The 13,433-nt window shown below is 68.9% G+C and carries 17 protein-coding genes; 1 reads left to right on the top strand and 16 read right to left on the bottom strand.

The features are described from left to right. Positions 1-59: 59 nt before the first annotated feature. From tilS to ruvC, 14 genes are all read right to left on the bottom strand, one after another. Positions 60-1,268, bottom strand: a complete 1,209-nt coding sequence (gene tilS, locus EV655_RS05185) for a tRNA lysidine(34) synthetase TilS (protein ID WP_132542766.1) — start codon at positions 1,266-1,268, stop codon at positions 60-62. 17 nt (positions 1,269-1,285) lie between these two features. Continuing rightward, complete coding sequence (gene ybgF, locus EV655_RS05180) at positions 1,286-2,119, bottom strand: tol-pal system protein YbgF (protein WP_132542524.1); 834 nt, start codon at positions 2,117-2,119, stop codon at positions 1,286-1,288. A gap of 9 nt (positions 2,120-2,128) precedes the next feature. After that, positions 2,129-2,641: a peptidoglycan-associated lipoprotein Pal gene (gene pal / locus EV655_RS05175; RefSeq protein ID WP_132542522.1), complete on the bottom strand. Its 513-nt coding sequence runs from the start codon at positions 2,639-2,641 to the stop codon at positions 2,129-2,131. 78 nt (positions 2,642-2,719) lie between these two features. Next, positions 2,720-4,039, bottom strand: a complete 1,320-nt coding sequence (gene tolB, locus EV655_RS05170) for a Tol-Pal system beta propeller repeat protein TolB (protein ID WP_132542520.1) — start codon at positions 4,037-4,039, stop codon at positions 2,720-2,722. After that, positions 4,040-5,221, bottom strand: coding sequence for an energy transducer TonB (locus EV655_RS05165; RefSeq protein WP_132542518.1), 1,182 nt, complete (start codon positions 5,219-5,221; stop codon positions 4,040-4,042). Positions 5,222-5,230: 9 nt separating this feature from the next. Then, positions 5,231-5,707, bottom strand: a complete 477-nt coding sequence (tolR, locus tag EV655_RS05160) for a protein TolR (RefSeq protein WP_132542516.1) — start codon at positions 5,705-5,707, stop codon at positions 5,231-5,233. A 3-nt stretch (positions 5,708-5,710) separates the two neighbouring features. After that, on the bottom strand, positions 5,711-6,406 hold the full coding sequence (tolQ, locus tag EV655_RS05155; protein ID WP_132542514.1) for a protein TolQ: 696 nt from the start codon (positions 6,404-6,406) through the stop codon (positions 5,711-5,713). Between the two features lie 109 nt (positions 6,407-6,515). After that, the gene (gene ybgC, locus EV655_RS05150; RefSeq protein WP_132542512.1) at positions 6,516-6,911 is read right to left on the bottom strand and encodes a tol-pal system-associated acyl-CoA thioesterase; all 396 of its coding nucleotides are present in this window, start codon (positions 6,909-6,911) and stop codon (positions 6,516-6,518) included. Then, positions 6,908-7,534 (bottom strand): hypothetical protein, encoded by a 627-nt coding sequence (locus EV655_RS05145; protein ID WP_132542510.1) that lies wholly within the window; start codon positions 7,532-7,534, stop codon positions 6,908-6,910. Before EV655_RS05145 ends, ybgC begins: the two co-directional genes overlap by 4 nt. Then, a complete protein-coding gene (locus EV655_RS18575) occupies positions 7,531-8,379 on the bottom strand; it encodes a hypothetical protein (protein WP_165905273.1) in 849 nt (282 codons plus the stop codon). The genes EV655_RS05145 and EV655_RS18575 overlap by 4 nt, the downstream gene beginning before the upstream one ends. Position 8,380: 1 nt before the next feature. Continuing rightward, positions 8,381-9,412, bottom strand: a complete 1,032-nt coding sequence (ruvB, locus tag EV655_RS05135; RefSeq protein ID WP_132542508.1) for a Holliday junction branch migration DNA helicase RuvB — start codon at positions 9,410-9,412, stop codon at positions 8,381-8,383. Further along, positions 9,409-10,266, bottom strand: coding sequence for a GIY-YIG nuclease family protein (locus tag EV655_RS05130; RefSeq protein WP_165905272.1), 858 nt, complete (start codon positions 10,264-10,266; stop codon positions 9,409-9,411). Before EV655_RS05130 ends, ruvB begins: the two co-directional genes overlap by 4 nt. A 33-nt stretch (positions 10,267-10,299) precedes the next feature. After that, on the bottom strand, positions 10,300-10,959 hold the full coding sequence (gene ruvA, locus EV655_RS05125; protein WP_132542504.1) for a Holliday junction branch migration protein RuvA: 660 nt from the start codon (positions 10,957-10,959) through the stop codon (positions 10,300-10,302). After that, entirely contained in the window at positions 10,956-11,462 is a 507-nt protein-coding gene (ruvC, locus tag EV655_RS05120; protein ID WP_132542502.1) for a crossover junction endodeoxyribonuclease RuvC, read from the bottom strand. The genes ruvA and ruvC overlap by 4 nt, the downstream gene beginning before the upstream one ends. Positions 11,463-11,798: 336 nt before the next feature. Here ruvC and EV655_RS05115 point away from each other — a divergent pair, with 336 nt between their 5' ends. Next, positions 11,799-12,002: a DUF1127 domain-containing protein gene (locus EV655_RS05115; RefSeq protein WP_132542500.1), complete on the top strand. Its 204-nt coding sequence runs from the start codon at positions 11,799-11,801 to the stop codon at positions 12,000-12,002. 133 nt (positions 12,003-12,135) lie between these two features. On the opposite strand, the gene EV655_RS05110 is transcribed toward EV655_RS05115, so the two are convergent. Beyond that, positions 12,136-12,504, bottom strand: coding sequence for a hypothetical protein (locus tag EV655_RS05110; protein WP_132542498.1), 369 nt, complete (start codon positions 12,502-12,504; stop codon positions 12,136-12,138). A 44-nt stretch (positions 12,505-12,548) separates the two neighbouring features. After that, entirely contained in the window at positions 12,549-13,424 is an 876-nt protein-coding gene (locus EV655_RS05105; protein WP_132542496.1) for a 50S ribosomal protein L11 methyltransferase, read from the bottom strand. Positions 13,425-13,433 lie beyond the last annotated feature (9 nt).

The following is a 13,433-nucleotide window of genomic DNA, read 5'->3' as shown; positions in this document are numbered from 1 at the left end:
GCACGGTCGCACCGACCGAGCGCCACCGTCCGCCTAAGATAGCGATCGCGCCACCATGTTCAATGCGAGACTATCCGCGCCCTTAACGATGTCGTGACCCGCGCCTGCCAGCCGTTGCCGAACCCGGCAAGCGGCGCGGCGATCAGCGCCCCGCCCCGCCAGACCGACGGCGAGGCGATCAGCGAGGCGCGCGGCAGCCCGCTGGCGCGCCACTCGGGGCACAGACCAAGCCCCGCCTCGCCCAGCGCGCGGATCTCGTCCCCCGGCACCGCGGGACCGTCCATCCGCCAGCGCCCGTCCCAGGCCGCACCCGCGGGCGCGGTCTTCCCGGCCACCGCCGCCGGCTCGCGCGACAGGCGCAGGCGGTCGCCGTGGCGGGCGATCAGGCAGCCGTGCAGGGTGGCGCGGGGCGCAGTGATCAGCGCGGCCATTGTGTCGGCCAGCGCCTCGGCCCGCGGCGGATACTCGGCCGTGGCCACCCATGCGAGCGCCGCGAAAAGCAATCGCCGGGCGATCTCGTCGGACAATGCGGCAAGTCCGGCGCGGTCGATCACCACGTCGCCACGATCCTCGCACGCGAGGCGGGTCGCAGCCTCCCGCGTCGCGACGTCAAGCGCGGCGCGGGCCGAGGCCATCCGCGCCGCAGCCGCCGCCAGCCCCTCGGCGGTGATCCCAAGCGGCGCCAGCACGTCGAGCGCGCGGCGCGCCTGCACCCGGCCGAAACGCGTATCCTCGTTCGATGGATCCTCGATCCAGCGCTGGCCACGTTCGTCAAGGAACGCGCGCAGATCCGCGCGGCCAAGGCCAAGGAAGGGCCGCAACCACGTCACGCCCAGGCTTTGCCGCGCGGGCGCCATGGCCGACAGCCCATCCACCCCCGCCCCGCGTGCCAGCCGCATCAGCAGCGTCTCGGCCTGATCGTCGCGGTTATGGCCAAGCGCGACATGGGCGATCCCCTGCCCGGCCGCCCAGTCCGCGATCAGCCGGTAGCGCGCCCGCCGCGCGGCATCCTGCAGGTTGCCCGAACCGTCCCAGCCCTGCCAGCAGAGCGTCGTGTGGGCCACGCCGAGCCGCGCGCAGGTGTCGGCAACGAACCGCGCCTCGTCCCGCGCCTCGGGCCGGAGGCCGTGATCGACGGTGACGGCAAGAACCGGCGGCCCGGACCGTTCCGCCGCGGCGCAGAGCAGCGCCATGGAATCCCCGCCCCCGGAAACCGCCAGTCCGAGCGGCGCGTCGCCCGGGCAGGACGCGACCAGTGCCGCCTCCAGCGCCTGGGCGACGGGGCCTAGTTGCACCCGATGGAATCCATCGCGGCGTCCGCATCCTGCGCCTCGGCACTGCCCGGAAAACGGGTGCCGACCTCGCCCAGGGTCACGCAGGCCTCGCGCCGCTGGCCCAGGGCGTCAAGCGCGAGCCCCAGCTTGAACAGCGCCTCGGCCGCCCGGGGTCCGTCGGGACTGCCGGAAAAGCTGTCGAGATAGGCCCGCGCCGCGGTCGAGGTGTCGCCCTCGGCGCTCAGCGCCTCGCCGCGCAGGAAATGCGCCTCGCCCGATAGCGGGCTGCCCGGATAGGTCTCGGTGAAGGCCGCAAAGCGGTCGGCCGCAGCCGCGCCGTCGCCCGCGTCGAGCGCGGCCTTCGCCGCGTCGAAATCCGCCTTTTCACCCACTGCGAGTTGGGCCCCGCCCTGCGTATCGGGGGCGGGAGAGATCAGCGCCGGCGCGGGCGTCGCCATCCCCGCGCCGCCCAGCGTCGTCGTCTCGCCCAGCTGGCTGACATCGCCGCCTTCCAGCTCGACCAGCCGGAATTCCAGATCGCCGATCCGCCGCGTGCCGTCCTCGACGATCTTCTGGATGCGGAATTCCAGTTCTTCGGTCTTCGAGGTCAACCGCTGCAATTCCTGCTCGATCGCGTCGATCCGTTCCAGCGCCGAGCCGCCCGCGATCGTCGCGCCGGGGGCTCCGGTGGTCGAAAGCTCGCGCTTCAACCTCTGGATCTCGACATAAAGCACCGACATCTCCTGACGGATGTCGGCCAGGGTCTCGTCGCGCGCCTGGGCGGCGGCGGGCGGGGGCACCGCCAGCGCAAGCGAGACGGTCAACAGAACGGCGGCGATCCGCATGGTTTCTCCTTACACCCCCGCGCCTGCCGCGACCACGGTCACCGCGCGGCGGTTCTGGGCATAGCAGGATTCCTCGGAACAGATCTCGATCGGGCGTTCCTTGCCATAGCTGACCGTGCGCAGACGGTTCGGCGAGACGCCGCGCGAAACAAGGTATTCCTGCACCGCGTTGGCCCGGCGTGCGCCGAGGGCGAGGTTGTATTCGCGGGTGCCCTGCTCGTCGGCATGGCCTTCGATGGTCGCGGAATACTCGGTGTTGTCGATCATCCAGCGCGCCTGCGCCTCGAGCGTCGCGCGGGCGGTGGCGGTCAGCGAGCTCTGATCCACCTCGAACAGCACGCGGTCGCCCACGGTCTGGTTGAAATACGCGACCGAGCGCGGGTCCGAGGCCGAGCCGTCCATGCCATAGGCACCGGCCCCCGCGCCCGCACCGCCGCTGCCCGCGCCAAAGCGGTCGGGGTTGGAACAGCCGGCGACGGCCAGCGCGGCCACCACGAGAAGGGTCTTGGAAATCGGGGTCATTCGGGTCTTCCCTTGTTGTCGAAGCCGGGCGGATGCGGACATCCTATCAGCCGGTTCCGGGTTTGAAAACGTGGGGTCTCAGGGCAGAAGCGGCGACCAGGCCGGGTCCGAGGCCGAGCCGTCAAAGGGCACGCGGCGCAGGTTCCGCCCGGTGATGTCGACGGAATAGAGCGCAGGCGCCCCCTGCGCCCCCGAGGTCTCGCGCGTGAACATGATGACCCGGCCGTTCGGCGACCAGGTCGGGCCCTCGTCCAGGAACGACGCGGTCAGCAGGCGTTCCTCGGACCCGTCGGTGCGCATCACGCCGATATGGAACCGGCCCTGGCTTTGCTTGGTGAACGCGATGTAGTCGCCGCGCGGCGACCAGACGGGCGTGCCATAGCGGCCCTGCCCGAAGGAAATCCGCTGCGCCTCGCCACCGTTGGCGGCCATGATGTAAAGCTGCGGCGTGCCCGAGCGGTCGCTTTCGAACACGATCTGGCTGCCGTCGGGCGAAAAGCTCGGCGCGGTCTCGATCGACGGAGCCGAGGTCAGCCGCGTGCGCCGCCCGCTGGCAAGGTCAAGTTCGAACAGGTCGGTATTGCCGCCCTGGGACAGCGAGAACACCACCCGCCGCCCGTCGGGCGCAAAGCGCGGCGCGAAGGTCATGGTGCCGGGCTGTTCATCCAGCGCGCGCCGCGCGGCGGTCGCCACGTCCAGCAGGTAGATGCGCGGGAATCCCGTCTCGTAGCTGGTGTAAAGCACCCGGTCACCAGTGGGCGAAAAGCGCGGCGCCAGCACGATCGACGAGGCATCCGTCAGGAACTGCGCGTTCGCCCCGTCGTAATCCATGATCGCCAGCCGCTTCTGCCGGGCGTTTTTGGGGCCGGCCTCCGACACGAAGACCAGTCGGCTGTCGAAATAGCCACCTTCGCCGGTGATCCGGGCATAGACCTGGTCGGCCACCTTGTGCGCGACGCGCCGCCAGCTGCCCGCCGGGCCGCCGAACTGCAACCCGTCGCCCAGCGGCGCCTCGGAATACACGTCGAGCAGGCGGAACTTGACGTTGAGCCGGCCGTTGCCGTCGACCGACACCGCGCCGGTGATCAGCGCCTGGGCGTTGATCGCCTTCCAGTCGGAATACTGCACCGGGCTGTCAAAGCTGGTGACGGTTGCCAGATGCGCCTCGGCCGGGATCTCGCGGAAAAGCCCCGTGCCGGCCAGATCCGAGGCCACGACGCGGGCGATGTTCTGCGCGTAGTCCGCCGCTGCGGCGTTCTCGGCCACGAAATCGGGGATGGCAAAGGGCAAGGGCTCGATCACGCCCTCGTCGATCTCGATACGGAGTGGTCCGGTCTGGGCCAGCGCCGGGAGCGTGCCCAGCGCCATCGCAAGGGCCAGGGTCAGAATGCGCAGCATCTATCGGATCCTCATGTTCTCGGGATTGAATGTCATCTCGATCTCGCGCCACTGGTCGTATTTCTCGACCGGCAGCGGAAAGCCCGAGGCGCCACATCGCACGATCGCGCGGCGTGCGGATTCGTAGGTCTGGCGCGCCGCGGCCTCGGACCCGCCCTCCCACGAGATCAGGCGGATCGAGTCGACCACGGGCCTGCCGCTCTCGGCCATGTCGACGCCCACCACGACGCTGGTGCGCATCGCCTCGGTCGAGAGCGAGCCCACGTTCCAGCAGGCCGCCACCGAAACCCGCAGCGCGTCGCGTTCGCCCGCGGTCATCGGCGGGCCGGTGCGGGCGGTGCCCGTGCCCGGGCGCGGCGGCTCGGCGGGGCTGTCGGCAAGGGCATCGGCCACGGCCCCGGCAACCGCGTCGGCCAGCGCATCCTCGGCCGGGGCGGGTTCGGGCGCGGCGGCAGTCTCGGGCGCGGGCGCGGGCTGTGTCGCAGGTTCGGTCACAGACGGGCGCCCGGGCCGGGCCGGACGCGCGCGAGGGCGCGGCGAAGCGGCCATGGCCAGCCCGGTCTCTGGACGTTCCTCGGCCTCGGTGACGATCTCGGTCGTCGCCTCTTCGGGAGCGGTTTCCTCGACTTCCTCGGGCGGGGGCGTCGGCGCCGCCGCGTCGGGGCGGATCGCCTGACTGGGCTGTTCGGCGATCGCCACGTCCTCGGGCGGGGCGGGCGCGGCCTCGGGTGCGACGCGGGGCGCAGGGCGCGGCGGGGCGGTATCCACGACCGGTGCCTCGGGGGCATCAGGTGTCACGGGCGGCGGCGCGACAAGCGGCGGCAGCGTTTCGGTCACCTCGGCCTCGGGCGGGGGCTGGATGCCGCTGGTGTCCGGGGCCTCGTCCGGTTCGGACGTCTCCTGCGGCGCAGGCGGATCGGGGCGTTCGGGGCGGCGTTCCGGCGCAGGCGCCGGCCGGGGCGAGCGCGTTACCGCCGGGGCCTCGGGCGCCTCGACCTGCTGCGCGGGCGGCACCGGGGCCGCAGCCGGGGCGGTCAGGGCCGCGAACTCCTCGCCCGACAGGATCGTCACGTCCGTCACCTCCATCGGCCGCGGCTTCGGCACCCAGAACAGGCCGCCGAACAGCACCCATGCGATCAGCAAGAGGTGCGCCGCCCCCGAGATATAGGTGCCGGTGTTCATGGCCCTGCCCTATTCGCCCGACCCGTCCATGCGCGGCCCGTCGGTATCGGTCACCAGCCCGATGTCGCGGAAACCCGCGGCGTTGAGCGCCCCCATGACCTGCACGACCCGTTCGTAGGTGATCGACCCGTCCGCGCGCAGATAGACCTTGTCGTCCTGCCGTTCCGCCGCCACCGCGCGCAGCTTGGGGATCAGCGCCGCGGCCTCGACCTCGGCTTCCTGCAGCAAGAGCCGCCCGTCAGCGGTCAGCGTCACCGCCAGCGGTTCCTCCTGCGCCGCGGGCAACGCATCGGCCGCCGTCTTGGGCAGCTCCACCGGCACGCCCACGGTCAGCATGGGCGCCGCCACCATGAAGATGATCAGCAGCACCAGCATCACGTCGACGAAGGGGGTGACGTTGATCTCGGACATTGCGGGCGGGTGGCGGCGGTGGCGCCGCACGCGCTTGCCGCCCGAATTCTGGCGGGGGGTGAGGGTGGCGCCCATGGCCTAGGCGTCCAGCTGGCGCGAGAGGATGGTCGAGAATTCGTCGGCGAAGGATTCGTAGCCACCCACGATCCGGTCGCTGTCGGCCGACAGCTTGTTGTAGAATACCACCGCCGGAATCGCCGCCAACAGGCCCAGCGCAGTGGCAAGCAGCGCCTCGGCGATGCCCGGCGCCACGACCGCAAGGTTGGTGTTCTGCTGCAGTGCGATCTGTTCGAAGGCGTGCTTGATGCCCCAGACCGTGCCGAACAGCCCCACGAAGGGCGCGGTCGAGCCCACGGTCGCCAGGAACGAGAGCCCGCTGTTCAGCGCCTCGGCCTGCTTGGCGATGGCCACGTCCATCGACCGGTCGATCCGCGCCGCGGCGCCTGCGATCAGCCCGCCATCCTGCCGGTGACTGCGCCGCCATTCCATCATGCCCGCGGCAAAGATCTTCTCGGGCGCGGCCTGCGGGTCGGGACCGATCTTGTCGAACAACTCGTCCAGCGGCTCGCCCGACCAGAACGCCTCGTCGAAGCCCAGCGCCTCGGCGCGGGCACGGCGCAGGTTGATCGACTTCTGGATGATGATCGCCCAGGACCAGAACGAGGCCAGGATCAGCAGAAGCATCACGATCTTCACCGTGAAGGTCGCGCGCGCGAAGAGGGCCAGCAAGGAGAAGTCAATCTCCTGCGCCATCGCCAGGGTTTCGGTTTCCATTATGCCTGCTCGTCGTTGGGGGCCGTGTTTGTCTCGGCCTTCGTTACACGCGATTCTACGCGGTTTTTAGGGGGATTGCCAACACAACCGTGTCAACGCGGGGCCCCGCTCATCCCCGTGCCAGCGATTGGCGGAACTCTGCCGGCAGCCGGGTCGGCCGGCCACTTGCGGCCAGCGCGACGAGGGTGACGCGGGCGGTGAAAAGAACGCTCTCGCCCCGCAGCACGGCCTGGTCAAGGATCAGCCGCGCGGGCGTCAGGTCGGCCAGCGCGGTCTCGACGGTCAGCAGGTCATCGAACCGGGCGGGGGTCAGGTAGTCCGCCTCGACCCGGCGGACAGCGAAGACGATGCCGTGGTCGGCCTTCAGCCGCACCTGGTCCACCCCCAGCCCCCGCACCCATTCGCTGCGGGCGCGTTCTATGAATTTCAGGTAGTTGGCATAGTAGACGATGCCGGCAAGGTCGGTGTCTTCGTAATAGACACGGACGGGGAAGCGGTGGGTCATTGCGGCCGCGCCGCCCGTGCCGCCAGCCGCAAGGCGTGGGCCGGATCGCGCGCCGTCACCGGCAGCACCGGGTCATAGGCCGCGCGGATCACGTCCGCGATCTCGGGACGCAACACGAGCGTGCCATTTGGTGTCCGCGCCAGCGGGCTCTGATCCCTGAACGCCGTGTCGGACCACAGCAGGATCGTCTGCACCACCTGGTTCAGCGCGATCGCCTCGGCGGGCAGTTGCGCAAGCGCGTCGTCCATCCGCACGAACACGAAGGATGCCTTGATTCCGCCCGCTTGGTCGAAGCGGAAGAATCGGTACTGGCTGGCCCCCGCCGCTGCAAGACGGGTGACCAGCGGCCCCAGGTCGGGCACCAGCCGGGCCAGATTCGGCACCTGCGGCAGCTCGGCCCAGTCGCGGAAGAAGAAAACCATCAGGTTCGCACCAAGCTCGGGGTCGGTCTCGGCCATCCGGTGTCCGGCAAGCGCCACCACAGCCTCGCAGGCGCCCTTGAGGGTGGCCAGCGTCTCGTCGGCCACGCCAAAAACCACAGGCGCGATCGGACGGCCCCAGCGGGCAAACAGATAGGCTCCGTCGCCCCGGGTGAACAACGCCTCGACCGCCTCCGGGCTCATGGCAACGCCCTTTCCGCGGCAAAGGCAGCGACGGAAGGATCGGACAGCACGTCCGGGTGCCCGAAGAAGCGCGGTGGCTGGCCCGCGTCGAGGAAGACCGCGGCCGGCGCGCCATCCGAGATCCGTAGCCCCCAGATGCCCGCGACCGCGTTGCACTGGTGCGCCATGCAGCCCGCGCCGAAGACCCAGTCGCCGCGGCGCTCGGGATTACCGCCGACATTGACGCGGCGGCGCAATTCCTCGAACTCGGGCAGCGACATGATCGTGCCGAAGCGGGCCTGTTCCGAGGGGTCATTGAAGATTGCGGACGCGTGCTCGGCAAGCCATCGGGTGACGTCCTGACCGGCGCCGGCGGGACCGGCCCGAGAGGGGTCTGGCGCGATCGCGGTCTCGGCCAGCGCGACGCCGTCATAGGCAAAGCGGCGAATGTCGACCTGGATGTCGGGATCGTCGATATCCATCTCGATCCGGCCCGCCTCGAGCCGCACCTCGCGCACCGGCCCGAGGCACTCGCCGAACGGGTCGCTGCGGTCGACCCGTCCTTGCGACACCTTGAAAAGCCTGAACGACAGCGGGCACATGTTGCCGCCATGGTTGGTCTCGATCACCACCCAGTCATGCGCCTCGTCGCCCCGCGCGAAGGCGCCCCTGAGCGTGACCCAGCGATCCGCCGCCAGCGGTTCGGTCATGCCTTCGAAGAAGACACCGTTTTCCCATTCCGAGATCGGGCCGACCGAAACCAGGCCAAAGCGCGTCTGGATCGCCGGATATTCACCCAGCGTGACGGGCTGGGCCAGTGCAGGCTGGGCGGCGAGGGCGAGGGCAAGAATGACGGCAAGGCGCATGTCAGGCTCCTTCGAACAGGTCGGTCTGGCCGGGGGGGCGGGGCGCGGCAAGGCCAAGATGCGTCCATGCCCTGGGCGCCAGCATCCGGCCGCGGGGGGTGCGCTGGATCAGCCCCTGTTGCAGCAGGAAAGGCTCGATCACCTCTTCCAGGGCATCACGGGATTCCGACAGCGCGGCAGAGAGCGTCTCGATCCCCACCGGACCGCCCGCATAGTTCTCGGCGATCAGCCGCAGATAGCGCCGGTCCGCCCCGTCCAGGCCGAGGTGGTCCACCTCCATCCGCGTCAGCGCATGATCGGCCACGGACAGGGTGATCCGCCCGTCGCCCTCGACCAGCGCGAAATCGACCACCCGGCGCAACAGCCGCCCGGCGATCCGCGGCGTACCGCGGGCGCGCCGCGCGATCTCGCGCAGCCCGTCGGCATCGGCGGGCACCCCCATCAGACGCGCGCCCCGGGCCACGATCAGTTCCAGTTCCGCAACCGTGTAGAATTGCAGCCGCACGGGAATTCCAAAGCGGTCCCGCAGCGGCGTGGTCAGCAGGCCCAGCCGCGTGGTCGCCCCGACCAGCGTGAAGGGCTGCAACTCGATCCGGACGGTGCGCGCGGCCGGCCCCTCGCCGATCACGAGATCCAGTTCGAAATCCTCGAGCGCGGGGTAAAGCACCTCTTCGACAGCCGGGTTCAGCCTGTGGATCTCGTCGATGAAAAGAACGTCGCGCTTGTCCAGGTTGGTCAGGATCGCAGCCAGATCGCCTGCCTTGGCCAGTACCGGGCCCGAGGTCATCCGGAAATTCACGCCCAGTTCGCGGGCGACGATCTGCGCGAGCGTGGTCTTGCCCAGCCCGGGCGGGCCGTGAAACAGCGCGTGATCCATCGCCTCGCCGCGCTGTCGGGCGCTTTGCAGGAAGACCCGCAGGTTGGCGCGCGCCTCGGCCTGGCCGACAAAATCGTCCAGCGTCTCGGGACGCATCGCCCGGTCGGCATCCTCGGGGCGCGGCTCGGGGCGAAGGGTCGGGTCGGGGTCGGTCATCGCTGATTCAAACCATGATCGCGCGTGTGCAGCCGGAGTTTCCAATTGTTTTCTAGCGCTATCACACTTTCCGCCGTTTCCGTCGGTGAAACCAATTGCAGAATGGAAAACCGGAAATTCGCTGGATCGCGGGCAGCGAGCTCGACGGTGACCCCGCGTTCCCCCCGCACATGGTCGCTCCACCTGCCCAAAAGGTTATCCGCCCCATAGGCAGACCCGACATACCGCGCGCCGTCCGTTTCATCTACGATAAGATAAACCCCGCGCCATTGACGTAACCGTTCCGACCAGTCCCGCGGAAGGCTACGCATCAAACCACCGGCGATGACAAACTCGTCCCACGCTGGCGGAGGAGGAACGAAGGCAGGCGTCTCCAGAATGGTCAGTACGTGCGCTTCCAGCCGAGTTGCTATGCGCACATACGTTCGCCCAACTGGCACCGGGATGACAATCCTTCCCCGAAGGTCTGCAAGCTCATCGCGCGGTTCCAGCGTGAAATGAACCTGCCTGTCTCGAAGAGCGACATTCCGATCCGGCCCCGTATCGGTGGCACCGAACACTTCCTCGAGTTCTCGATAGGCCGGGTTCGCATAGATTTCCGCAGTTGGCCGTTCTTCGGCGGCGGCAATCCCATAAACTCCTTCAAAAAGCAGTCGACCCTCTTCGAACGGCAAAAACGTGGCAACCAACTCTCGCCCCCGAAGTGTCGAGGTTGCCTGGTCGGAATGAACCGCCTGATACGCATCGAAAAGATCGCGCCGTTCAGCGGCGAGGTATTGAAGCATCCTGCGCAGAGGGCGAAGGTTGGTGGTGTGCAGGATGACCGACACATCGCTCGGATCAAGTCCAGCCAACCTCAAAAGGTCATTGAAAAACACAGGCATGCGCTAGCCTTTGGGGGCCAGGAGTTTCAGGGCGGCGCGGATCAGCGCGGGCGTATCGGCACCGGGGGCGTCCCCGGCGGCCTCGGCCACGGCGCGCGCGGCCTCGGATGGAGAATAGCCCAGGTTGCCCAGCGCGGACAGGGCTTCGGCCTGCGCGGAAGCGGACGACGCGGGACGCATGGGCGCAAGGGTCTCGATCACGCCGCCGCTTGCGGCGGCTTCACCGGCCACCGCCGACAGCGTGCCGCCCAACGCCATGACCCCCGGCGCCTTTCCCTTGAGTTCATTGACGACCCGCTGGGCAATCTTGGGCCCCACGCCGGGCGCGGCCTTGATCGCCGTCCAGTCGCCCAGAGCGATGGCGCGCCCGACGCCCTCGGGCCCCAGCGTGCCCAGGATCGCCATCGACGCCTTGGCGCCGATCCCCTGCACGCCCATCAGCAGCCGGTGCCATTCGCGTTCCAGCAGCGTGGGAAACCCGTAAAGCTGCAACAGATCCTCGCGCACCAGCAGGTCGGTATAAAGCGCCACCGCCTCGCCCGGGCCGGGCAGACCGGCCAGCGTCCGGTCCGAGACCTGCACGATGTAGCCCACCCCCCCCACGTCGATCATCACATGGTCGGGGCCGCGATGGATCAGCCGCCCGGCAATCCGCCCGATCATGCGCCCGCCTTCGCCAGCGCCGCGGCCAGACGGCTGCCTGCGGACAGGTGATAGGCATGGCAAAGCGCGATCGCCAGCGCGTCGGCCGCGTCGGCCCCCGCGATCTCGATACCGGGGAATTGCAGGCGCACCATGTGGTCGACCTGCCGCTTGTCGGCATGGCCAACGCCGACCACCGCCTTTTTCACCGCGTTGGGCGCATATTCCCCGACCGCGATCCCCGCACGTGCGGGCACGAGCACGGCAATTCCGCGGGCCTGGCCAAGCTTGAGCGTCCCGGCCCCGTCGCGGTTGACGAAGGTCTGCTCGACCGCCGCGGCCTCGGGCGCATGGCGGGCGACGATCTCGACCAGCTGGTCATGCAGAGAAAGCAGGCGGTCGGCCAACGTGCCCGCGCCCGAACAGCATATCCCGTTGGCGACATGGGTGAGTCGCCCGTTCACCTGCTCGATCACGCCCCAACCGGTGCTGCGAAGGCCGGGATCCACCCCGAGAACACGCATGCGCACCCCGTTCTTTTGTGTGTTTTCGGACGCACTAGCACGAAAAGCGAACATCGGCCAGCGACATTCGCCCGGCCACCCGTCAAGAGCCGGTCCCGGCAGATGGCCCGAGCGATTGGAAAGACGCTCGAAACCGTCACTCCATCAACCGGAAGCGACATTTTACCGGGCGTATTTTTCATTTTGAAACAGACTGTTAGCGCCGCCTCTTGCCATGCGCTTGCTGCATGATACCCATGCGGTTTTTCCGCCTTGTGCGCGACGTCGGCCATATTTAGCTGCGGATGACCCGGGCCAATGCAGATCCGCTGCGTGGCCACATGAGGACGACGCAAGATGGCTGTTTACAACGACACCCGCCCGCATCCTGGCACCCGGCCCGCCACAGGCCTCATGCACCGGCTTGTCGCCGATGTGCTGGGGCGCCTGGCCGCCTGGAACGATACCCGCGTGACACGAAACGCCCTGTCGCGCCTGAGCGATCGCGAACTGGATGATATCGGCCTTACCCGCAGCGATATCGACCGGATCACCCGCTGACCCCCACCCGCCCGACGCAGGCCGGCATTTCGCGGCGCAAAACCGGGCAGGCCCTCGCCACTCACGGAAGAGGAAAACGCCCCGGCCGGGAGACACGGCCGGGGCGTTTGCGTTGTAGCGGAACGGTGTCGCCTCAGCCGGGAAGGCCGGCCAGCCTGCGAATTTCGCCCGCCATCCATTCGGTGATGGGATCGATCTGCATGATGTAGATCGACACCTGCTGCACCACCGAGTCGCCCGCGGCCCGTTCGAGACGCTGAGTATAGTTGATCTGCCCGACCTGGGCGAGGATCAGCGCCTTGACCACGACCACGGCCAGCGCGATCGTGCCCAGCGACCGCCACAGCGGAATCCGGCCTGGCAGGCGGCGCCTCGAATATGATCGTCCAAGCGTGCCCGGTGCCTCGAAACCGTAGCCCTTCCGGTGCATGCGCTCCAGCCGGTCGAGGCGGCCGCGAAATTCCTCGTATTGCGGATCGTACATCGCCCTGGTCCCAGACACCCCACTGTGACGACAATGGGATGAAAACTGGGCAAAAATGTGGCTTAGGCGATTGTTTTGCAAAGACAAAGGGTGGTCCAGTCGCCAATTGCCTCGCGACTGTGGACAATGAACCCGTTTTCCGCGTAGCAGGCCTCGACCTCGGCGCCCTGTTCGTTCAGCAGCCCCGACAGGATCGCGTATCCCCCGGGTGCGATTCGCCACGCCATGTCGGGGGCCAGCGCCAGAAGCGGCGCCTTGAGGATGTTCGCGAAGACCAGACCGAAGGGTGCCGCGGCCTCGAGTTCGGGATGCTCGAACCCCGCGGCCTCGAGGCAGCGCACCCGGCCCGTCAGGCCATTCGCGGCGACGTTCTCGCCGGCCACCTCGACGGCGACCGGGTCGATGTCCGAGGCCAGCACCGGCACGTCCCACAGATGCGCCGCCGCCATCGCCAGCACGGCCGTCCCGCAGCCGATATCGGCGACCGTGCGCGGCATGACACCCGCGCCGGCCAGCCGGTCAAGGGCCCGCAGGCAGCCCTGCGTCGTGCCGTGGTGGCCGGTGCCGAAGGCCATCGCGGCCTCGATCAGCAGCGCGATCCGGCCCTCGGGCACGCGGTCGGCATCATGGCTGCCATAGACGAAGAACCGCCCCGCCTCGACCGGCGACAGCTCGCGTTTCACCTTGGCGACCCAGTCGGTCTCGGGCAGTTCCGAAACCGCGAAGTCGCGCGCCCCGTGCATCGCGGCCAGCAGCGCCAGCCCCGCCGCATCGGGCGCCTCGGTGAAATAGCCGCCGACCTCCCACAGGCCCGAGCCGTCCTCGATCTCGAACACGCCCACGCCGGTGGGTTCGGGGTCGAGATCCTCCATCGCCTCGCCCAGCGCCTCGGCCTGGTCCTTGCCGGAAAGGGTGGTCAGAGCGGTGAAGGTGGGCATGGGCGGGTC

Source organism: Rhodovulum euryhalinum (assembly GCF_004342445.1).
Classification (GTDB): Bacteria; Pseudomonadota; Alphaproteobacteria; order Rhodobacterales; family Rhodobacteraceae; genus Rhodovulum; species Rhodovulum euryhalinum.
The sequence above is the reverse complement of the archived record's forward strand: the minus strand, read 5'-3'. Positions and strand labels throughout refer to the sequence as shown.